Origin of the sequence: Candidatus Hinthialibacter antarcticus, from assembly GCA_030765645.1 — a bacterium.
Taxonomy (GTDB): domain Bacteria; phylum Hinthialibacterota; class Hinthialibacteria; order Hinthialibacterales; family Hinthialibacteraceae; genus Hinthialibacter; species Hinthialibacter antarcticus.
Genome location: JAVCCE010000005.1, coordinates 17836 through 39985, shown reverse-complemented (window position 1 = coordinate 39985; position 22150 = coordinate 17836). Strand labels below are relative to the sequence as shown.

The window sequence follows — 22150 nt, the reverse complement described above, 5'->3', positions numbered from 1 at the left end:
ACTTATTCAGAATTTGTCTGGTTCAATTCTTGTTGATTTTCTAAGAGTAATGACAGCGTAAAGGTTGTTCCTACATTGAATTCGCTTTCACATTCCAGCATACCCCCGTGCGCCTTCAAAATTCCATAGCTGACGCTAAGCCCGAGGCCGGTGCCTTTGCCGACGGGTTTGGTGGTGAAAAAGGGGTCGAATATTTTTTCTAAATTGTCTGGAATAATTCCACAACCTGTGTCTTGAATCGTGACGATAACCCGATCGTCTATTTGTTCGGAGTTGATTGTTAATTGTCCGCCGGACGGCATGGCCTCACAAGCGTTGAGGCAAAGATTGAGAACCACTTGTAGCAACTGGTTCGGGTCGCCGTAAGTGAGAGGCAGTTGAGCGTCGAGCGCCGTCTGAATTGTTATGTTGCGGAATTCTTTGTTGGCGCCGACTAACTTGATGGCCCGCATAATGACATCATTTACTTGCAGCGGTTCTTTTTTGGACGGCGATTCACGCGCAAAGTCAAGCAAGCCCCGCACAATTTCACGAACGCGGGTGGTTTCGTTTACGATCACATTGAGGTCGTCTTTATCTTGCCCGGTCAGGTTGGGTTTTTCGCGAAGCAGATGAGCAAAGGTCAAGACGCCGGTCAATGGATTATTAATTTCGTGCGCGACCCCCGCTGCCAGGCGCCCGATGGACGCTAATTTTTCGCTTTGAGAAATTTGCTGATGGGCGTGTTGTTTAATCATGGCTTCGCGTTGGGCGACGGCGTCCGCCATGAGGTCAATCGCTTCGCATAACACGCCCATATCGTCTTTGGGGCGAATGCCGACCCGGGCGCTCAGGTCGCCTTCGATGACCCTGTGCGCCATTTTCATAATGGGAGCGATTGGCGCCAGCAAGCGTTTGATGAGAAGCGAAAGCAAAATGAGCGTTGCAAGGACGGAACTCAAGACCATCAGTAAGAAAAAAATAATGATGACCCGCTGCGGCTGGGTGAACGGCGTTTCGAGCAGCCCCACGTATAACGCCCCAATGATGGCGCCGCTCGGGTCGCGGATGGGTTCGTAGGCGGTAATGTACCAATCATTGACAACGAAGGCTTTGTCGGCGAACACTTCGCCGTTTTCGAGGACGCGTTGGTAGACGACTTCGCTTAAGCGGGTCCCTTCGGCGCGGCCTTGTTCGACGGTGGGGACATTGGTCGCGATGCGAACGTCGCCTTGAAACACGGTCGCCATGCCGATGTGTTTTCCTTCCACGGGTTCTTGATAAATTTCATCGCGGATGGCGTCGACAAGATCATAGCGACGGTTCAGCAGTATGGCGCCGTATGCAACCGCGAGCAGCTGGTTTGGGTCGCTTTGATGGTAAATTGGGACTGCGGCGCCCAGCACCATTCCCTGATTGAGTTCGACGGCGTCGGTGGGCTTCGCAGCGGGCGTCTCTATCAATTGGATGTTTGCGCGGGCGGCCAATTCCGGGTTTTCCACCGTAAGTTGGTCTAGCGGCGCGAGAAATGCGCCCGTCGCCGGGGCGCGTGTTTGCAGCACTTGCTCAACCAGAGGGTTTTGCGAATAATCGCCGCTTGTGTTGTCTGGTTGATGTGCGCGAAAAATGACCTCGCCCTCTGGATTGACGAGAAGCATCAGATCACAGATTTTTTTATTCTGTACGGATGAAAATAGATTGTGGATATCATCTTTTAGATGTTGGATATTTAATTCGGTCTGGTGCAGGTCGCGGACAGTTTCCAGTCGTTCTAAAATTTGCTTTGCATGACCGTCAAACACCCGGCGGGCGGAATTTAAATCAAGCCGGACGCGGTTTTGGACTTCATGCAAAAAAACGCGGTTGACGTGTTGGATGACGACAACGGAAAGAAATGCGTACGCCAATAAAATAACGGCGATCAAACCAAGCGTGAGCCGAAATCGCAGACTCATAAATCGAATGCTCCGGTGAATTTCCATGTTGCTCGTGTAATGGTTTCTTTTTACTCTTCCAACCGGGGGAAGAGCTGGCGTCGCCGCCCTTATTCATTGTAGTATACTTTGCTGTGATAATTTATGAGTCAAAATAAGAATGTTTTAATCGGTTTGTTGTTCAGACCGTAGAGATTGCTTCTCTGTTTGTGAAGTAATATCAGATGGTTGTATAGATTACCTTATTTTAATCTTTTGGTCTTATTCTTGCTTTTTGATAGCCCTGGAGGACATCGTGACATCATTTGAAGATCAATTACGGGCGGAGTATGTCGAAAAAATTGACGGTTTGGTCCAAGCGCTGGAGACGGCTAGCCATTCGTTTCGGACTGGCGATCCCGGCGCAGAAAACTCCATTCGGCGAATTGCGCACATGTTGCGCGGGTCCGGCGCGACCTATGGATTTCCCGAAATCACGCAAACCGCTCAAATCGTCGAAGAATCTGCGGAGTCGGATTTAGTTGAAGCATTAGACGCGCTGCTGACCGTTTTGCGTCAAACCTCGCATACGCCGGATGACAATACGTCAATTCTGATAATTGATGACGACGCGTCATCGGCGGATCTCCTCAAGGTTGTGCTCACAAAACCGGATCGCGATATTCAGATTGCCTATGATGCGGCTGAAGCCAAAGCCCTGATTGCGCAAAACTCTTTTTCGCTTATTGTTCTTGATATTGTGTTGTCGGACGTAGATGGGCGCGATTTTTTGATGAAATTGCGGCAAGCGCCAAAAACGGCGTCAATCCCCATCTTGATTGTGACCGGGTTGGTTGGCGATCAACCAAGACAAGAATGTATGGCGCTGGGCGCCACCCATTTTTTTGCGAAGCCCTATGAACTCAAAGAAATTGGGCAAACGGTAACCGATGAACTTGAAAAACACCAAGTGGGCCAATCGAATGAGCGGACGGATTTAGATACGGGGTTGCCGAACCGGGCGGAGTTTTGCGTAACCTATGACGAGGTCTGCCAAACCAATTCGAAGGCGCAGTTGGTGATGGCCTTTATTGATATTGATTCGTTCTCCATGATTCAAGACCGTTATGGCAGCGAAAATGCGCGCCTGGTGATTATCAGAACCGCTGCGCTGATTACCGAACAATTGAATGACGCTGATATTCTTGCGCGCTGGAACGGGGAAGACCTGGTTGTCTTGTTCCCTTCGTCTGATGTGAACCAAGCCAAGCAGTGCATCAGCGCTGCGTTAGAAAACCTGCGTTCCGAACCAATGTCACTCGGCGGCGCGGATTCAATCACATTGACCTTTTCAGCGGGGATCGCCAGCGTGAGCGCGCCGCAGCCGGTTGACGAAGCGGTCCTCAAAGCGCAACGATTTTGTTACCTGGCTAAGTCGGAAGGCCGCAACCGAATTGCGATTGAACAAGAGTCTACCCGCGAGGCGAAGAAAACGCTGTTGTTGGCGGAAGACGACGAACTCATCGCGTCAATTATCAAACACCGTCTCGGACGCGAAGGGTTTGAAGTCGCCCATTTCACCGATGGAGAATCGGCCCTCAACGCTGCCCAAGAGCGCCTCTATTCAATTGTGGTCCTTGATGTAAAAATGCCCGTGATGGATGGCTTTGAAGTGTTGTCCCGCTTACGTGAGACATCCGAATATGCAAAACGCCCCATTGTGTTATTGACCGCAATGGGGAGCGAAAAAGATATCGTAAGAGGGTTTAAACTCGGCGCAAATGATTACATCTTGAAACCGTTTTCTCCCGTTCAGTTATTAGCGCGTGTGCAAAGGTTGTTAAAAGCGTGATGAAATTATTATTGGTTGATGACGACCCGGATATCCTGGCGCTGGCCGCGTTGGCATTAGAGACGATTGGCGGTTTCTCGGTTATGAAAGCCGAATGCGCAGTGACGATGGAAGCCGCCGTCGATCAAGAAACGCCGGACGCAATCATCTTAGATTTCGAACTGGATGGCGTGAGCGGCCCCGAACTGTTAAGCCAGTTGCGCGAACGTCCTGAGTTGAAAACGCAACCGGCCATCTTTATTACCGCCAAGGCGGATTCACTCAATGTTGACGATTACCGCGAACTGGGCGTGAAGGGCATTCTCAAAAAACCGTTCGAGCCGCGAAGCCTGCCCGATGACGTTCGCCGGTTGCTTGAATCGTGATTGAGACGCTAGAACCGTATTTTTCCGCGTTTCGCAATCACCTAAACTCGATTGCGTTGCAAGACCAGGTTCTATTATGGATCATCGCGTCCATCGGGGTGTTATTTACGATCACATTAATATTTGCGGCGCTGGTTGTTTTGTTGCGGTTGGGCAATATTCGGTCAGCGGCAAAATGGAAGAAACTCGAAGCGGTGTGGGAGCCGCGCGTATTAAATTATCTCGCCGAACCCAACGGCCCCGACGAACTCTGGTCGCGCGTCCGTAAAAAAAACCGATTATATTTCATTCATTATCTATACCGGGTTGCCATGAGGCTGAGCGGGGAAGAACGCCGTCACTTACAAGGTCTCGCGGAACCATTCATTGAACTCGTCGAAATAAACGCCAAGCGGGGCGATTCGGAACAACGCGCGAGAGCGGTGCAGACGCTCAGCGTGTTGGGGCGTCCTCAGAGTTTATCCATACTGATCAACGCGCTGGATGATTTCTCGCCCTTGGTGGCAATGTTGGCGGCGCGTTCGCTATTAAAAACCTACTCAGCGGACTATTTGCCGGCGGTGTTAGAGCGGCTGCATCGTTTTGAATATTGGGGAACCAGTTTTATTGCTTCCATGTTGGCTGGCATCGGCCAAGAGGCGGTACCGACGTTGCGTCAATGTTTTTCAGACGCGACGCTGCCGCCGCGTTCGCGCGCCGTTGCTGCGGACGCGCTCAGTTTGCTGAATGATTTCGCGTCGGCTGACGAAACGCCCGGCGTCTTAGAAAATGAACATGACCGCGACTTGCTTTCCGCTACGCTTCGTCTGGTTGGGCGAGTCGGGCGTCCGCAACACCTCGGCGCCATTCGTCGGATGTGCGACGTGTCTGACCAAGTGATCCGCGCCAACGCGATTCGCGCATCTAGGATTTCTCGGCGATGAAGCCGATATCCAACGTCTAACGTCTGCATTTTTTGATCCATCGCCCTGGGTGTCGATCCACGCGGCGTGGGGCTTGAAGCACTTGGGGGCCGCGTCTGTCCTGGAAGATTTAAGCAAGAGCGGACATGCGCGCCATGAGTTGGCCTTGCAAGTCTTAAGCGAGGAAGAAGAATGATCGAAGTCTGGCTATGGCGCCTCATACATGGATTCAACTGGGTGGTGCTGGTTTATTTTATTGCGCTGAACATTGTCTATTTCGCGACGAGTGTAATGGCGTTTCGTTCGTTGCGCCGCTATGCGCGTCGCTTGCGTTCGTTCGACGTTGACGACTTGATTGCATCCGGCGGGGCGCCGCCGATTACCTTGTTTGCGCCTGCTTATAACGAAGAGGCGACCTGCGTTGAATCGACCCGTTCGCTGCTGACGCTGCGCTATCCCGAATATGAAATGCTGTTGATTAACGACGGTTCCAAAGACAAAACCTTAGAGCGCCTGAAAGAGGCGTTTCATCTCGTCCCGGCGGCGCGCGCGCCAACCGCTGAGATTGCGACCGCTGCGATACGCGGCGTCTACCGAAGCAAGCGCAACCCTGCCTTGTGGGTGATCGACAAAGAAAACGGCGGCAAGGCCGACGCCCTCAACGTCGGCGTCAACTTTTGCCGGACGCCATTGTTTTGCGCGATGGACGCCGACAGTTTACTCGAGCCGGAAGCGTTGATGCGCATCGTGCGTCCGTTTCTAGAAGAGTCGCGCACCGTCGCGGCGGGCGGAATTATCCGCATCGCGAATGGATGCACAGTCGAAGCGGGTATCGTGACGGATGTTCGGCTGCCAAGTAATATCTGGGCGCAATTTCAAGTGTTGGAATATCTGCGCGCTTTCCTCGCCGGACGTATGGGGTGGGACGCTCTCAACGCGACCTTCATTATTTCAGGCGCGTTCGGTCTCTTTCGACGCTCAACGGTTGTTGACGTGGGTGGCTACTCATCAAAGTTTACGGGGTTTGAAACGGTTGGCGAAGACATCGAACTGGTCGTTCACTTACATCGCCATTGCTATGAAAATCGTATTCCCTATCGAGTGGCGTATGTGCCTGATCCCGTAGCGTGGACGGAGTGCCCCGAGTCGATGAAGGTGCTTGGCCGTCAGCGCGACCGTTGGCAGCGCGGGCTGAATGAAGTCACCTTTCATCATCTCAAAATGTTGTTCAATCCGCGTTATGGGCGCATTGGCTTGATTGCATTTCCGTATTTTTGCTTGCTGGAAGGATTAGGCCCGGCGATCGAATTTTTTGGCTATGTCAGTTTTCTTCTAACCATTGTTTTGGGACAGGCCTCCTGGTTATTTATCGTGTGTTTTCTCATGGCGGCGATTGTTTTAGGGATTGCGTTGTCGCTTGCAGCGATTGCGCTCGAAGAATTATCGTTCCGCCGCTATCGCCGCTTCCGTGATTTAATTCGCTTGTTTTTGTTGTCTGTCATTGAAGGCGTCGGATATCGCCAACTCAATTCCTACTGGCGTTTTAAAGGTTTTGTCGGTGCAATTTTCAGACAAAAAGGGTGGGGCAAAATGGAACGAAAAGGCTTTCAACCAAAAAAATAACTCTCCGTTGATTCAATCCGTCAAAACAAATTTAGGCATATCTGTATTATCGTTGTATACTAAATCAGTATAATTAATTTACTGGGTTTGTTTAACTCGTATCTTTGGTTTTTCTGCACCGATCACAATCGAACGGCTCGTTTAAGAACACCATTTTTTTCTCAATGAAGGGAGACGGTTTATGTTAAACCGGAGATTTACTTTATCAATTTGGAGCATTGTTTTTGGATTATTGTTCGTTGCTCTTTCGTTTCATGCAGAAGCGCGGCCTGAGCGGCCTGGATTAATTCCAAACGGGTCTGTGTTTAATTGCGCCAATTGCCATATCAGCGCAGGCGGCGGCGGTCCGCGCACGCCGTTTGGTGAAGATGTATTGACCTTTTTGTCTTCAAGCAGCACCAATTTCTGGTCGCCTGATCTGGCGGAACTTGATTCAGATGGAGACGGTTTTACCAACGGCGAAGAGTTGGGCGATCCGGCTGGAGCATGGGAACAGGGCGATCCCAGCCCGGGAGTCTCAGCCAATGTGAGCAATCCCGGTGCGCTCAGTTCCATCCCTCCGGTGCAGGCGTCGGCTGAAGGATTTGTTGCAACCTTGCATAGCCAAAATCTAACTAGCCCCATTTCATCGCAAGGCCGGGGCGTAGCAATGTTTCGTTTGCAGCCGAATGGAACCGACTTGGATTACATTTTACAGGTCTTTGACCTCGACGGCGTGACGGCTGCGCATATCCATGACGGCGTTGCCGGGCAAGACGGCGGGGTTGTGTATCCGCTCGACGCGCCCATGAGCGGGCAGTCGTCAGGTACGATAACGATTGACACCGCTGACGCAGAGCGCCTCGCCAATGGCTCGCTCTACGTGAATGTTCATACCAGCGAGAACCCCGGCGGTGAAATTCGCGGGCAAATTACAGATGAACCCTACGCGTTCAAATCTGAGTTGTCGGGCGCAAAACAACCGACGCCAATCGACTCTTCAGGCGTGGGTGCGGCGTCGATTTCAATCAGCAACGACTGGTCATTAATCAGTTGGACGCTAACCGTCACTGGGTTAGACAACATTACTGCGTCGCATTTTCATGAGGGCGGGGCCAGTGAATCGGGCGGCGTGTTGATTGCAATCTCGCAAGCGTTTTCGACGGAAACCAGCGGCGAAGCAGCGCTGTCGGAAGACCATCTCAAACTGATCCTCGCCGAACAGGCGTATATCAATGTTCATACATCGGCGAACCCTGCCGGTGAAATTCGCGGTCAAGTGGAATATGACGCCGAGTTTCCGGTTGCCTCTGCGGTTGATGGATGGTTTATCTACCGCTAGTTCACCAAAAAATACGTATATCAAGAAGGCGTCTCAATCGAGACGCCTTCTTTTATTAGAGTGTTTGAAAAAATACTTGCGTTAAGCGCGCCCGTATCGGCTACGGCGGACCAGCGATTCAGCGATAGACGCAGTTGTAAAAATCAAACCGCACGTATTACTCGAAACCATCACAAACAATTGAATCATTAATGTTTTCAGGCATGGGTACAACTCTGCTCGCTTCAGTGCGGGCTTTCAGGCCCTTATGCACAGGCGCTCCCAGAGTCGCCCCCATGCCTGAATAGGTTATCTGTCTTTATATAAATGAAAACGAAATTCGAACTAAAAATTATTGAGATGGCTTTAAAAGCCTCCCCACTCTTTTTTTGAGGGGGGCTCCTACGGGAATGCACGCCAAATACAAAGGCGAAAAATTATCTCACTCGAATGCTTGGCCATTCCAACTCGACGCCTTGCGCGCGTAGTTTCGATTGAAACTCTTTCAATAACGTCTCTTTGTTGCGTACGCCGCGCGGCGGTTCTTTTTTGTTCAAGCAATACGCGACCAATGCCCCCGCTGATTCTCCAATGTTCCATTCGACTGGGTGCAGACGGTAGGTCCCATTGGTGAGATGGGTCGTGCCGATGTTCTTGCAAGCGGGAACCAAATTTTCAACGCGCTTGGGGATCAACGCGCCCAATGGAATTTGAAACGGGCATGTCGGGATATCGACATAATTGTCGCCGCCGGTTGATGGGTGGAGGTCGATGCGGTAACTGCCGACGCCGACGCTGTCATAAAACGATTCCGCCTTTGCATCATGCAGCGGGACTTTTTGGGCTTTGCTGAGCGGTTCCGCCCAGACATGTTCGGCGACGACCGTGAATTCTGCGCGGATGCGCCGCGCTTCACGAATGTAGGGATACTTCGCGAGTCCGTGAGAGGTTCCCGTCATGTCGCCGCGCAAGCGCAGCCCCGACCATCCGACCCCGCCGTCAGGACGCGGCGCTTCGGTTTGCAGCCAATATAATAACGAGAGCGAAAGCTGTTGTGCGCCGCTCCAATGCTTCTTGCGTTCTTCTTCTGAAACGTCAAACAGGTTGCCTTCGAGATAATCATTTTGCGGCCAGTTTACGACGGCGGCGTCTCCGGGATAGGCGCCCGGCGTAAAGTTGGCGTCGTCGATAATGCGGCGGTAATTAAACCAACCCATCGTGTCGCCTGTTGGATCAAAGCCAAGCGTACGCGCATTGCTTGGGCCATTCGGGGCAGAGTAGGTGAAACTTAACAGTTTGCCCGGCCAGGGCGGTGTCAACTGCGGGACGTAGTCTCTCCAAATGTTATACTGTTCCGGCTTTTCAATGGTATGATCTTCGTCCTTCAGGTAATCTATCACAAAGCACCAAGTCGCTGCTTGCATGTTGTCTGGCTGGGCTTCAGACGGCGCCAGTTCTTCGCCCGTGTCCGACTGCGCTTCAAACCCCGTGACGTATTCCGTATTGGTTAACGGCAAGAGGTCGCCGAGTTCCGTCGCGTCAATGAAGTAGGGCGCGGTGAGCGTAGTTTGATGGTTGTTGCGAACATCGTGCATGATGACGGAAGCGACGCGGTCGCCGTCCATCTCAGCCGTGACAGGGCGATGCTCAAGCAAAAGCGCCAATTGGCGACTGCTCAAGTAGGGAGCGAATAAATTTTGTAAGACCGCCAATACGGCTTTGGGTTCGCAGCCAATGCGGCTTACCCAGCCATTGCCGGGGTTTAGGTTCGCATCGCGCATCTTGGCGGCGGTCAGCGGGTAGTTGCGTTTGTAATAGTCGCGGATGCCGGTCCGTAATTCGCGGTAACTGCGCGGCGCGCCGAACTGTTCGATCCAGGGATGTTCGTCAAACGGGACCGCTTGCGACGTCGGCTGACCGCCAATCCAATCGGTTTCTTCGGTCATCACTACGCGCAATCCGTTTTTTAACGCCGACAACGCCGCTGCGCATCCGCCAAGCCCGCCGCCGACAATTACCACGTCCGCCGCGTATTCATTGGGTATTGCCGCAGCGGACCGTATGGCGGCAGGCAGTATAAACGGAGATGCGGCGATGGCTGAAGATTGAATAAAAGATCGTCGTTTCATAACAAGCGCTTTCTGTTTGTGAGATTCAATTCAAGTTGAGGATGAATTATAGCCGTCTCTCTCAATTCTCAAAATTTTGTTCTTCCGTAAATTGGATACTTTATTTTATAAATTGAATTGAGATTTTGCTGCATGTGGTATGGGTACAGCTCTGCTCGCTTCAGTGCGGGCTTTCAGGCCCTTATGCACAGGCGCTTCCTGAGTTGCACCCATGCCTGATTTGGTTTGTCAATTTTTGATGCGCCGGGATACGTTTTCATAATCAAAATCACGACCATCCATCAATGCAAGTACTCACTTACCGGATGAACCCAAAATTTTGTATAATGCGGATATACTGAACGATATATTGGATGGGGACAATGACAGCAATTTACCTACTACTTGGCGCCGTCTTATTTATTATCCTCTCGACGGCATGGTTGCGGTTGCATCCATTTCTCGCGCTGCTCTTGGCCGCATTTGGATATGGATTAGCCGTTGGAATGCCTGCAGCGGACGTGGTCGCGTCAATCAACAACGGTTTTGGCGGGACCCTGGGCAACATTGGCATCGTGATCGCTGCGGGGACCATCATCGGCGTCTATCTGGAAAAATCCGGCGGCGCTTACGCATTGGCTGAAAGCGTTTTGAAAATCACGGGACGCAACAATGCGCCGCTGGCGATGGGGCTGGTTGGCTATGTTGTTTCCGTCCCTGTTTTTTGCGACTCCGGCTTTGTGATTCTATCGCCGCTAAATAAAGCGTTGTGCAAGCGCGGCGGCGTGAGCCTCGCCGCTGGCTCCGTCGCATTGGCGCTTGGCCTCTACGCGACGCATACTATGGTTCCTCCAACGCCGGGGCCAATCGCTGCAGCGGGATTATTGAACGCTGATTTAGGGTTGGTGATTCTATTTGGTTTGCCGGTCAGCGCGGTTGCATTACTGGCGGGGTGGTTGTTTGCGGTCAACATTGCATCTCGGATTTCAATTGACCCTGACCCTGAACATAGCGAAGACGAAATTTTATCTATTGTACAATCGGCGCCGTCTGCTCTTCATTCCATTCTGCCGATTTTGGTTCCAATCGCATTGATCGTCATGCAATCCATCGCAAAATATCCGACCGAACCGCTTGGCGCAGGCGCAGTACGCGACGGCTTCATTTTTTTAGGAAGCCCGGTGGTCGCATTGATGATCGGCGTCGCGCTCGCCATGACGCTAACCCGCGCATGGAGCGTTAGCAACAGCTGGATCGGGCAAGGATTGAATAACGCTGCGATGATTATCTTGATTACTGGCGCGGGCGGTTCATTTGGTAAAGTGCTGCAAAACTCCGGCGTTGCTGATGCGGTCAGCGGCCCGCTGTCGCAGTGGGAGTTGGGGGTCTGGCTGCCGTTTGTTTTAGCGGCTGCGATTAAGACCGCCCAAGGCTCCTCAACCGTAGCAATCATCACCACAGCGACAATACTCAGTTCGATGATGAACTCGCTCGGGTTCACAACGCCCAACCAAATCGCATTGACGGTGGTTGCCATTGGGGCGGGGTCCATGTGCGTTTCTCACGCGAACGATAGTTATTTTTGGGTGGTGACGCAATTTTCACGCATGGACGCTAAGACTGGATATAAACTGCATTCCATCGGTAGCGTTGTGCAGGCGCTTGCCGCTGGCGTATGCGTTTGGCTGTTGTCAAACGTATTTGGATGAAAATCATCTTATGAATGAAATCTCATTGAATGGAAGCCTGAAATGATTGCGACATTATTCTTTATCGTAATTTGCGCTCAACCGACTGACTCACTTCAATCAGCAAAACAGGCGATGGAAGCGCAATCGTACCAAGCCGCAATTGAACTCTACCAAAGTGCGCTTAAGGCGGAGCCGGATTTATACGACGCACAAGTTGGTCTCGCGCGCGCATTTTCCGCATCGGGTCAGTATGATGAATCTGAATCTATCTATAGCCAGTTGCTGGACAAAAATAGCGACAACCACGATGTCAGGTTGCTGCGCGGAATTCTCTATGGGTGGATGAAACGCTACGGCGATGCGCAATCCGACTTGGTGCAAGTCGTAGACGCCGTCCCGGAATATGCCGACGCTTGGTCTGCCTTAGGCAACGTCTATTTATGGTCGAAGCAATATGAGGCCGCCGTCGAAGCCTATTCAAAATGGGCGGCGCTGAATCCTGACGCGTATGAACCGCTGTCCGCAAGAGCGAAAGCGTACGCCGCAATGGGAGACGAAGACCTGGCGAAAGCCGATGCGCTCTCTGCGAAAGAACGCGGCGCTTCTGAGAATGACGTTCAGGCCATTCTTGATCGCATTGATGAAAAACGCCAATGGCAGGCCGCGCTGCGTTACGCCTTTGATTCGCTGAGCGGGCCGCGTTCAGACTGGCATCAGTATTCACTCGAAGTGCAACGTAAGTTTGACCAGGGTTCGATCACGTTGCAGGGAACCCGGTACCATCGCTACCATCAGGAAGACGAAGCGCTCAAGTTCGACGGCTATCTGGATTTATGGGAAGGCGCCTACGGAAACCTTTCATTTCAAATTGCCAGCGATGTGGATTTCTTGCCGCAGACGGATATTCGCATCGAAGTATTTCAGTCGTTGTATGAAACCTGGGAAGTCTCGGCGAACTATCGGCGGATGAATTTTGCGACTGATGATGTTGACATTTTCGGCGTCGGTTTCGGCAAATACATCGGGCCGTTTTATGTGCGCGTTGCGGAATCGTTTACCACGTCTGGCAATCACGTCCTCAACACCACAGCACTGACCGCCCGCTATTATTTGAATGACGATAGTTTTCTCGAAGCGTCCGGCGGGATCGGCGAAGAAGTGATCGCGATTGCGGCGGGGCCTGTCTTGCAGACGGTGGATACGGCGTTTTTTGAAATCCGCGCCCAACACTATTTTAGCGATCAACTCGGCGCCTATGTTGGCTATACCTATTATGATCTGGACCAAATCTGGACGAAGCACGGCGTCGTATTTGGCTTGATGCTTCGCTGGTGATCGAAGTGTAGAACCATGATTGCAATGGCGCCAGAATTTAGCAAATGCTTGATTACGTTGTGGAGCCATTATGTTGTGCAGGCATGATTTTAGACTATCATAATCTAACTTGGATGAAATAAGTTTTTTCTATAGCAACATGCAATGTTGAATTCAATTTTATGAAATGATCCGAATAGACCCGATGGAGGTTGTTTTAAATGAATACGCAATTGAACCGCAATCAGTTTATGAAATTACTTGGATGCGGCGCCGCCTCGCTCGCCGCGCCGCAGGCGTTTTCGGCGGATACAGCGAAGCGTCCAAACATTGTTTTCATATTTACCGACGATCATGCGTCTCATGCGATCAGTGCGTATGGTTCGCTGATTAATCACACGCCCAACATCGACCGCATCGCCAATGAAGGCGTACGTTTCGACAATTGTTTTTGTACGAACTCGATTTGCGCGCCCAGCCGCGCTGTGATCCAAACCGGAAAGCACAGCTTTGTGAACGGCGTATTGACCAATCGGGAAGCCTTCGACGGCGACCAACAGACGTTCCCCAAATTGCTAAAACAGGCGGGGTACGAAACCGCCATGATCGGAAAATGGCATTTGAAATCCGAGCCGACGGGGTTCGACTTCTGGAACGTCTTGATTGGACAGGGGCCGTATTACAACCCGCCCATGCGTACGCCTCAAGGCCAAGTAAAACATACTGGATACACAACGGACATCATCACTGACATCGCTTTGAATTGGATGCAAGAACAGCGTGATCCCGACAAACCCTTTATGGCGATGATTCAACACAAGGCGCCGCACCGCAACTGGCAGCCCGGCCCGAAATATTTAAATAAGTACGATGACATTGATCTTTATGAACCAGACAATTTATTCGACGACTATGAAAACCGCACCAGCGCCGCTAAGACCCAGGAAATGGAAGTCGCGCGGCACCTGACGCCCAACGATTTGAAATTTACCCAGCCTCGCAATTTCACGCCTGAACAACTCGAAGCCTGGAACGCCGCTTACGGCCCCAAAAATGAATTATTTGAGAAGATGAATCTAAAGGGCAAAGACCTGGTACGCTGGAAATATCAGCGGTACATGAAAGACTACCTGCGCTGTATCGCGTCCGTCGACGAGAATATTGGCCGCGTCTTGGACTACCTTGACGATTCGGGATTGGCCGAGAACACGCTGGTGATTTATAGTTCCGACCAGGGATTTTATTTGGGCGATCACGGCTGGTTTGACAAGCGCTGGATGTATGAAGAATCACTGCGGATGCCGCTGGTGGCGCGTTGGCCTGGCGTTATTGACCGGGGGACGGTAAACCGCGACCTGGTGCAAAACCTAGATTTCGCCGAAACCTTTTTGGATGTCGCAGGCGCAAGCATACCCGCAGACATGCAAGGCGCCAGCATCAAACCGATTCTGCAAGGCGAGACGCCCGACGATTGGCGCGACGCGATTTATTATCATTACCATGAGTTTCCGGCGGAGCATCAGGTGCAGCGCCATTACGGCATCCGAACGCAACGCTACAAGTTGATTCATTATTATTTGATTGACGAATGGGAACTGTTTGATTTAGAAAAAGACCCACGTGAAATGAACAGCGTCTATGGCGAAAAAGATTACAATGTCATCGGACATCATCTCAAAGATGAATTGTATCGCTTGCAAAAGCAATACGGCGATGAGACGGCAAAGCCCTACGAAGAAGCGTGATTGTTAACGGGAAGGAATCGCAACAAATGAAACGGCGAACCGCATTACAACTCGGCGCAGGCGCAATGGGCGCATTGACCATCGGCGCAAATTCATACGCAGCGCAAACAAAAATTCTTCCTGCAAGCGCTGAAAGTTTAGACGAATGGCGCAAGATGCGCTTCGGCATGTTCATTCACTGGGGGCCGGTGAGCCTGACGGGCAAGGAAATCGGCTGGTCCCGCGCCAGTGAAACCAACGAAACCAAAACCCGCTGGCAGGAATATGACCAACTGTACAAGCGCTTTAATCCCGAATCGTTTGACGCCGATGAATGGGTCTCCGTCGCGCAAGATACAGGCATGAAATACGTGGTGTTGACCTCGCGCCATCACGACGGCTTTTGTTTGTGGGATTCGGCCTATACGGATTACGACATCATGTCGACGCCGTTTCGCCGCGACGTTTTGAAAGAATTGACCGACGCCTGCAAACAAAAGGGCGTCGCTTTTGGCCCCTACTTTTCCATCTGCGACTGGCGCAACCCTGACTACGGTTATTCGCACCATGCGCAAGCGGGATACACGCCTGAAGGGGGCGAACCGAATTTCGACCGTTTTGTTGAATACAACCAAAACCAATTGCGCGAACAAATCGAAAAATACGGGCCGTACTTGGTTTTCTGGTTTGACGGCGAGTGGGAAAAACCTTGGACGCATGAACGCGGCGTCGAGTTAAATAACTTCTGCCGTGAGTTGCAGTCCAGCGTGTTGATTAACAACCGCGTCGACACCGGGCGCAAAGGCATGGAGGGAATGTCCATCAATGACGGCGTTCAATATGCGGGCGACTTTGGTACGCCGGAGCAACGGGTTGGCCTATTCAATCGCGATACGCCTTGGGAAACCTGCATGACCATCGGCAAACAGTGGTCATGGAAGCCTGATGACGAAATTAAATCGCTCAAAGAATGCCTGCATACATTAATTCAAACCATCGGCGGCGACGGCAACTTGTTATTCAACGTCGGGCCGATGCCAGACGGTCGCATCGAACCGCGCCAAGTCGAACGCCTGCGCAAAATGGGCGAATGGATCAAGGCGCATCAGGACGCGATCTACGAAACCCGCGGCGGCCCCTACATGCCGGGCGAGTGGGGCGCCGCGACTTGCAAAGGCAATAAGATTTACTTATTCGTTATGAGTGAGACGGGGGCAACGCTCAAACTGCCGCCTCTGCCTCAAGCGCCTGAGATGGTCAAACTGTTGAATGGCCCCATTCTCAATCATCAACAAGATGGCGAGTCGCTGCGCATTGAGTTGGGAGCGCGAAAACGCGATCCCATCGCGACGGTAATTGAACTTCGCGTAAAAGGAGAAGCGTTCAAGATTGAACCAATTAAAGTGTAATCCATAACGGCTTGGGCGCATCTCGCTTCGCTACAGTGCGGGCCTACGCGAGCAATACTTTCTCGCTTGTTTTCGCCGAACGGCGCGCTGCGTCGAGAATTTCATTGACGATCAAATTGTTTTGCAGCGATGATAACCCACCCGGTTTGACGGCGCCGCGAACGACCGCTTTGAAATACGCCAGAGGATTATGATGCGGCGCCGCAAGCGCTTTTGTCGCTAACGGATTTTCTTTTTCTCCCCCAATTTTAATCAGGGCGTTATCGTTGTTCAGCGCTTTGATTGATCCATTGGTTCCATACACGTCCATATCTTTGCGGTTATACGGCCAGTTCCATGACGCTTGCAAGATTGCAACCGCTTTGGGGTATTCCAAAATGATCGTCGCTTCGTCGTCGACGTTCGGGTAGACGTTTGGTTTGATCTGCTGAGTGATGGCCGTCACTGAAACGGGGCGTTGATTGTTCAGCAACCAAGTCGCCAAGTTTGCGCCGTAACAACCAAAGTCATATAACGCGCCGGCGCCGTTCCAGACCGGGTCGGTTAGCCAATTGAGAAACTCGTCCGAGCAACCAATTTCTTTGGGGCCGGGGTGCCCATCGCGTACGACGAATTTGCGCAGTTCGCCGATGGCGCCATCTTCCACTTTTGCCTTAAGCGCATGATGGCTGGAGTACCAGGTGGTTTCATAATTCACCAAAACATGAATGCCATTGCGCTTGGCGGCGCGTTCGATGCGGGCGCCGTGTTCGATGTTGACCGCAAGCGGTTTCTCCATCATAACGTGTACGCCGCGCGCCGCGCATTTCTCGACGACTTCGGTATGGTCGAAGGTGCTGGTCATTAACGCGACCGCTTCGGGTTTGGCCCGGTCGAGCATGGCGTCCAGGTTGCCGAATAAATGCTTTGAATCAAAGCCATAGCGCCCAGCGTATTGCTCCCGCAACGCTTGGGTCGGGTCGAACACGCCGACCAGTTCAATTGCTTTGTCCTCAACGGCTTGCCGTAAAAAACCGCCGACGTGCCCATGCACCAACCCGACGATGGCCAGACGCAACGGCGCGTCATCGGCGAGTGATATCAGTGTTTGGCTTGCGAGTGCGGCGGATGAAAGAATTTGAATTGCGTCGCGGCGTTGCATAGAGAATCTCCTCATTAAATACGGTTATTTTTTTCTGCCGCCTTACGGATCGACTTCAGTTTCTTTACGGCTTTGGTTGTAACGGCTTCTTTCGCCTCGAGCTCTTGTGCGCGGGCCAAAACTTCAGCCGCGTGTTTTTGGGGAACCACCACTACGCCGTCCGAATCGCCAATGATGATGTCGCCGGGCGCCACCATTACGCCGCCGCATTTTACCGGGATATTCTTGCCGACGTTTATATAGCGACCGACCGAGTTTGTCGGGGCGATGCCTTTCGTAAATACGGGAAAGCCCATTGCTTCGATTTCTAACACATCGCGGCAGCCGCCGTCGAGCACCGCTCCCGCAAACTGCCGTTGTACCGAACCCGTGCACATGATGCCGCCAAACGCTGCTACGTCCGCGCCGTCAGGCCCGTCCATCACGATGACCAACACCTTTCCCGGCGGTTCTTCGTCAATCAATTCCAACGCCATGCTGGGCGGCTGTTTTTCGGTTGAGGGTTTCGCTAAGACCGTCACTGCGCGTCCACACATTTTTGTGGGAGACAATGGACGAATTTGGTGCGACATGTAACCGCGCTTGCCGATGATTTGGTCAACGGCGTCAGAGACGGATGCTGTCGCGACACTTAAATAGCCGTCGATGAGCGGATCGCCGGAAGCATTTTGTTTAATGGACGCCGTCTGGCATGAAGACAAAATGAGAAATGAGAATATACTTACAAATAACAAGGCTAGGCGCAATGATTTCATTTTGGTTCTCTCCTTAAGGTGTTGTTAGAATAAGAAAAATTCAACCGGCAATCAACAGGTTGAATACAATATACACAATATTAAGCATGTATGAGAATTGGTGAAACGTATTTATTGGGTTCATCTGGGAAGTGAGTACCTACCTTGATGGATGGCCATTTCTTTGATTCCGAAACGGGCTCCGGCATATCAAAAATTGACAAACCAATCAAGCATGGGTGCGACTCTGGGAGCGCCTGTGCATAAGGGCTTGAAAGCCCGCACTGAAGCGAGCAGAGTTGTACCCATGCCTGATACAGCGAATGATCAAGAAATTACGAAAAAGCGTCAAAAAACGCAATTCAATTTGTGATAAAGCACTTAAATTCCGAAACAACCTGAATGGATTAAGATTAGGAACGTAGAGTTAATGTTGTTTCTGCGACGAAGATTGACTACGCTTCGTCCATAAAGAGGTTGGATCGTTCTTCAATCTTCAATTTTGCTTGCTCTGTGAATATTTCCACAGCTTCCGCGTTAATTGCAAGCGACTGAAGAACAGACGGATGAGGCTCAAACTTCATTTGTTCTGCTTCAAGACCATATCCCAACTGAAGGCTGATACTATCTGACAAATGGACGACCGAGGTCAAAAAAGAGGGCGACTTCGATTCATACGGCTTATGGTGAAAGCGAATCGAATGGATCAATTCATCGGGGTAGTTCCAGTTATCGGCAACAATGCCCCCTAAAACATCGTGTGACATGCCAATGACTTCTTGTTCCGCCTGCCAGTCGGTCAGGTTGTTTTCCGTCATTAAATCAACGATCGAATCAGCGGTGTCTTTGATGCTCATAGCAATGATCATTTGACCAATGTCATGCAGCAACGCCGCCGTGAAACCCGCGTCACGCATATCGGGGCGTAATTTTTCACAAATTAGTTCACAAACAATGGCGCAAGCCACCGAATGGCGCCAGAGACCGTTGTCTTCATACCCATAAATTTTGTTATTGACTTCAAACACGTTGCGCATGGAGCATGTTAATACGAGATTACGGACCGTGTAGAAACCAAGGTACATGATTGCTTGAGAAAGCGAAGCAACCACTCGTGGCAAGCCGTAAAACGCTGAATTGCAAAGTTTGAGGATATTACCCGTTAAGGCCGGGTCTTGATTAATGGCTCGCGTGAGCTCTTTTGCGCTGGTATTGTGGTCGCGGGTAAGTTGAATGACTCGAACCATGACGTCAGGCAATGCCGGGATACTATCAGCATATTTTTGTATGGCCTCAGGTATCTGCGGTTGCTCTGTCATGGTCTTTCCAGAATTCAATAATGTACCGAGGCTATAAGGGCTAACTTCGGCAAATCATCAAATTAAAAATTTCGAGTTAAGATTCAGTTGATTCAGCAGGTTCGTCGTTAATTTTCTTTTTCATCTCTTGCCCTGGCTTAAAGCTGATGTGCTTTTTCGCTGGGACAGTGATGATTTCACTGGTTTTTGGATTGCGCGCTTTACGCGCTGGCGTACTTTTGACTTTGAATATGCCAAAGTTTCGTATTTCGATATTTCCATCACGAGCCAAACCAACGCACATAGCGTCGAACATGGTTTGAACGATATTTTTGACGCTCGAAATATCAAACCCGGTCCGTGAAGCCACTTCTTTGACAATGTCTTTTTTGGTCGAAGTCATAACACGGCCTCTGTCCGTCATATACCCGACGAATGCTTTATCGGAACCTGTTCAGGCGCATATAAAATGGATGATTGTCAAAAAAACTATAACCCAACCATTGAAATGAATCAAGTCAATTTCTTCTTTTTCCAAGAAAAACTTACACTTAGGGCAACGGCGAGACAATCAAAAATGATGGCGACGGCTATTTATTTATAGATTAAGATGGACGAAAATAGGTTCGCATCAATTGGTCGACGCTTTCGGCTGTGCCTGTCGTTGAATCAACTTCAACCCGGGGCTGGCCTTGAATCCGTGGAAATAACACGTGTATGCTCGCAATATGCTTATTTTCGGAATAGACCGTCTCCACTTTTACGCGCAATATATCTTTAGCGCAACGATAGATACAATAACAGACATCCCGTTCCAGGCGGTCTAATGTATAGTCATCCAGGGCGCTTTCCTGCAAGAGGTCGCATTGTTCATCCAAGACGTCTTGCATCCACTGTGCGCGTTTTCTTGAGCCGCAAATGATTGATAACGTTAAAACCGGCTGCCCCTGCGAATCGGATGACGCGTACATATCAATCGGCTTATTCTCACTATGTTTATCATAATCAGCCAATTGCCCAATCAAAATTATTAGACAATCAATTAACTCAGCTGTCGATTTTTCTGGGATGCAAAGACTAATATCAGCATCCGCCGCATGAACATTCAAATTCAGATGTTCTGAGAATAAATCTTCCGCTAAAAAACGTTCGCGTAACCAACGTGAAAAACGGACGGACACCATTGGCTCGACTTTACGGCGTTCTAAATCATGGAAAAAGACGATGCGCTGTAGGCAGGTCTTAAAGCGGCGCTCAACATCAGCATCAAGCGGCGCGTCCCGTGAATCAATCCACGGGAGCCTCGTTCCACGGGGTGAAATCAAATCACGCAATACGCGCTCGGAGAAGTAGGATGAATCCAACGCTGACGGATAGCCGCTTTCTTCTCGCAGCAACACGATGAACAACTTTAACGAATCCACGACAGGCAGCTGGGCCGCACGTATACGGCAGGAGAGCGAGCGGCCTAGCCCGGGTTGAGGCCAAGCGCATAAATCGTCAATACGCTCCGCCTTTGACTGCGTAATTAGAGGCGAAAGGCACCTGCGAAGGCGCTCATCATCAATTACTTCTTTATCGCGCTGAACTAAACGCAACAAGCGTTCAGCAGATGGGTTAATATAATGAAGGCGGAAATTGTGGTCGATGATTAAAACGGCGCTCCAAGAAAGTTCAAGAATGGTGTTCAGCCCTTCCCGCATTTCTTTTCGCATTGATTCCATTGATTGAGAGTGTATTTCTAGCGATTTTCGTGAATCCGCACAGCCTCGCTCCGCCTGGCGCAATGCATCATCCAAAACATGCGACTTAGAACGCGCTTCTTCATGGCCTCGCTGGAGGCGATTTATATAGGCGCTGATTTCCGCCATAATGGATGAATAGGACTGGGGTTCTAATTGATAGTTCGAATTTCCAGACGAAGCAATTCGAAGTTCCGCCGCCATTCGCATGTGTTCTTTTTCGTACGTAATTCGCAATAACCAGAACACGAATAACGCAACAAAAACAAAGAAACCAATCACCATGTAATAAGCGCCGTTCTTCAGACGATTGAAATACATCTCTGTTGCTTCTGGCTGCCATCGAACGCGTAACACACCCCAGCGGTCATTCTGATAGTCAAGCGGAATGAAGTATTCACCGCTTTCTTCTAATGTCGGCTGGCCCGTCGTGAGGATTTCATGCAAGGAGGGAGATGCGCGTCTGACGGGATTGGGAGACGGTTCTTCTCTCGTACGAGCGACTCTTGTTTGCATTTTTCCAAATGGATCAAAAATGGAAAGTTCTTCAATAAATGGATCACCCTGAATTAGGTTGAGAAGTTCCTCTTCAACGGTTTCAAGTGTCGGGGCTTGAGGCTGGTCTTGGATATAAGTTCGTATCGAGGAGTTTTCGCCAACCATCTGCGCAATGTGAGATGAATGACTGGCGAGGTCTTGGACGCGCTGTTCACGAACCACCATTAAAAAGATAACGGTGACAATAAACAATAAAATCGCTACGCCAAAAGCGGCGGATAACGAGACCAATAACCGGTTTTTCATATCCCTCGCTCAATCAGCCAAATGAATAGGTAAATAGGCGCACTTCGGCTCTTTATAGGCGAATAATATAAATCTGTTTTGCTGAGGGATAGCGCTTTTTACAACCGCTTACCGCATTGCGCGCAAAGCCCCTCAAACCCAATAGAAAAGAATAATTACATTAACTGTAAGATATTAGCATCATAGAAAGAGTTAGTAAACAACAAATAATAAAAAAAGCGGGCAGGAAAAATCCTGCCCGCTTTAACAAC

The 22150-nt window shown here is 50.6% G+C and carries 16 protein-coding genes; 9 read left to right on the top strand and 7 right to left on the bottom strand.

Features of this window, described 5'->3' with window-relative positions:
• Positions 1-2 precede the first annotated feature (2 nt).
• Entirely contained in the window at positions 3-1934 is a 1932-nt protein-coding gene (locus P9L94_01435) for a cache domain-containing protein (GenBank protein MDP8242714.1), read from the bottom strand.
• Between the two features lie 274 nt (positions 1935-2208).
• Between P9L94_01435 and P9L94_01430 the strand changes: the two genes are divergently transcribed.
• The 5 genes from P9L94_01430 (at position 2209) to P9L94_01410 (ending at position 7955) form a co-directional block, all read left to right on the top strand.
• Positions 2209-3744: a response regulator gene (locus tag P9L94_01430; protein MDP8242713.1), complete on the top strand. Its 1536-nt coding sequence runs from the start codon at positions 2209-2211 to the stop codon at positions 3742-3744.
• A complete protein-coding gene (locus tag P9L94_01425; protein ID MDP8242712.1) occupies positions 3744-4109 on the top strand; it encodes a response regulator in 366 nt (121 codons plus the stop codon). The genes P9L94_01430 and P9L94_01425 overlap by 1 nt, the downstream gene beginning before the upstream one ends.
• Positions 4106-5032: a HEAT repeat domain-containing protein gene (locus P9L94_01420; GenBank protein ID MDP8242711.1), complete on the top strand. Its 927-nt coding sequence runs from the start codon at positions 4106-4108 to the stop codon at positions 5030-5032. The genes P9L94_01425 and P9L94_01420 overlap by 4 nt, the downstream gene beginning before the upstream one ends.
• 171 nt (positions 5033-5203) lie before the next feature.
• Positions 5204-6634: a glycosyltransferase gene (locus P9L94_01415; GenBank protein ID MDP8242710.1), complete on the top strand. Its 1431-nt coding sequence runs from the start codon at positions 5204-5206 to the stop codon at positions 6632-6634.
• Positions 6635-6815: 181 nt separating this feature from the next.
• Complete coding sequence (locus P9L94_01410; GenBank protein ID MDP8242709.1) at positions 6816-7955, top strand: CHRD domain-containing protein; 1140 nt, start codon at positions 6816-6818, stop codon at positions 7953-7955.
• A gap of 416 nt (positions 7956-8371) precedes the next feature.
• Here the strand turns inward: P9L94_01410 and P9L94_01405 are convergent, their stop codons facing one another.
• The gene (locus P9L94_01405) at positions 8372-10063 is read right to left on the bottom strand and encodes an FAD-dependent oxidoreductase (protein ID MDP8242708.1); all 1692 of its coding nucleotides are present in this window, start codon (positions 10061-10063) and stop codon (positions 8372-8374) included.
• A gap of 362 nt (positions 10064-10425) precedes the next feature.
• Here P9L94_01405 and P9L94_01400 point away from each other — a divergent pair, with 362 nt between their 5' ends.
• From P9L94_01400 to P9L94_01385, 4 genes are all read left to right on the top strand, one after another.
• Positions 10426-11751, top strand: coding sequence for a GntP family permease (locus tag P9L94_01400; protein ID MDP8242707.1), 1326 nt, complete (start codon positions 10426-10428; stop codon positions 11749-11751).
• A 42-nt stretch (positions 11752-11793) separates the two neighbouring features.
• Positions 11794-13068: a YaiO family outer membrane beta-barrel protein gene (locus P9L94_01395; GenBank protein MDP8242706.1), complete on the top strand. Its 1275-nt coding sequence runs from the start codon at positions 11794-11796 to the stop codon at positions 13066-13068.
• 200 nt (positions 13069-13268) lie between these two features.
• Positions 13269-14792 (top strand): sulfatase, encoded by a 1524-nt coding sequence (locus P9L94_01390; protein ID MDP8242705.1) that lies wholly within the window; start codon positions 13269-13271, stop codon positions 14790-14792.
• Positions 14793-14818: 26 nt separating this feature from the next.
• Positions 14819-16180: an alpha-L-fucosidase gene (locus P9L94_01385; protein MDP8242704.1), complete on the top strand. Its 1362-nt coding sequence runs from the start codon at positions 14819-14821 to the stop codon at positions 16178-16180.
• A gap of 43 nt (positions 16181-16223) precedes the next feature.
• On the opposite strand, the gene P9L94_01380 is transcribed toward P9L94_01385, so the two are convergent.
• The 5 genes from P9L94_01380 to P9L94_01360 form a co-directional block, all read right to left on the bottom strand.
• Positions 16224-17321, bottom strand: a complete 1098-nt coding sequence (locus P9L94_01380) for a Gfo/Idh/MocA family oxidoreductase (GenBank protein ID MDP8242703.1) — start codon at positions 17319-17321, stop codon at positions 16224-16226.
• A 14-nt stretch (positions 17322-17335) separates the two neighbouring features.
• Positions 17336-18076, bottom strand: coding sequence for an RraA family protein (locus P9L94_01375; protein ID MDP8242702.1), 741 nt, complete (start codon positions 18074-18076; stop codon positions 17336-17338).
• Between the two features lie 434 nt (positions 18077-18510).
• Complete coding sequence (locus tag P9L94_01370; GenBank protein MDP8242701.1) at positions 18511-19374, bottom strand: HDOD domain-containing protein; 864 nt, start codon at positions 19372-19374, stop codon at positions 18511-18513.
• Positions 19375-19450: 76 nt separating this feature from the next.
• Entirely contained in the window at positions 19451-19756 is a 306-nt protein-coding gene (locus P9L94_01365) for an HU family DNA-binding protein (GenBank protein MDP8242700.1), read from the bottom strand.
• A 202-nt stretch (positions 19757-19958) separates the two neighbouring features.
• Positions 19959-21899 carry a hypothetical protein gene (locus P9L94_01360; GenBank protein MDP8242699.1) on the bottom strand — a complete coding sequence of 647 codons (1941 nt, stop codon included), beginning with the start codon at positions 21897-21899 and terminating at the stop codon, positions 19959-19961.
• Positions 21900-22150: the final 251 nt, after the last annotated feature.

Coding starts and splice junctions, on each gene's coding strand:
- P9L94_01435 (MDP8242714.1), bottom strand. CDS start 1,934: ATGAGTCTGCGATTTCGGCTCACGCTTGGTTTGATCGCCGTTATTTTA.
- P9L94_01425 (MDP8242712.1), top strand. CDS start 3,744: ATGAAATTATTATTGGTTGATGACGACCCGGATATCCTGGCGCTGGCC.
- P9L94_01415 (MDP8242710.1), top strand. CDS start 5,204: ATGATCGAAGTCTGGCTATGGCGCCTCATACATGGATTCAACTGGGTG.
- P9L94_01410 (MDP8242709.1), top strand. CDS start 6,816: ATGTTAAACCGGAGATTTACTTTATCAATTTGGAGCATTGTTTTTGGA.
- P9L94_01405 (MDP8242708.1), bottom strand. CDS start 10,063: ATGAAACGACGATCTTTTATTCAATCTTCAGCCATCGCCGCATCTCCG.
- P9L94_01400 (MDP8242707.1), top strand. CDS start 10,426: ATGACAGCAATTTACCTACTACTTGGCGCCGTCTTATTTATTATCCTC.
- P9L94_01395 (MDP8242706.1), top strand. CDS start 11,794: ATGATTGCGACATTATTCTTTATCGTAATTTGCGCTCAACCGACTGAC.
- P9L94_01390 (MDP8242705.1), top strand. CDS start 13,269: ATGAATACGCAATTGAACCGCAATCAGTTTATGAAATTACTTGGATGC.
- P9L94_01385 (MDP8242704.1), top strand. CDS start 14,819: ATGAAACGGCGAACCGCATTACAACTCGGCGCAGGCGCAATGGGCGCA.
- P9L94_01380 (MDP8242703.1), bottom strand. CDS start 17,321: ATGCAACGCCGCGACGCAATTCAAATTCTTTCATCCGCCGCACTCGCA.
- P9L94_01375 (MDP8242702.1), bottom strand. CDS start 18,076: ATGAAATCATTGCGCCTAGCCTTGTTATTTGTAAGTATATTCTCATTT.
- P9L94_01370 (MDP8242701.1), bottom strand. CDS start 19,374: ATGACAGAGCAACCGCAGATACCTGAGGCCATACAAAAATATGCTGAT.
- P9L94_01365 (MDP8242700.1), bottom strand. CDS start 19,756: ATGACTTCGACCAAAAAAGACATTGTCAAAGAAGTGGCTTCACGGACC.
- P9L94_01360 (MDP8242699.1), bottom strand. CDS start 21,899: ATGAAAAACCGGTTATTGGTCTCGTTATCCGCCGCTTTTGGCGTAGCG.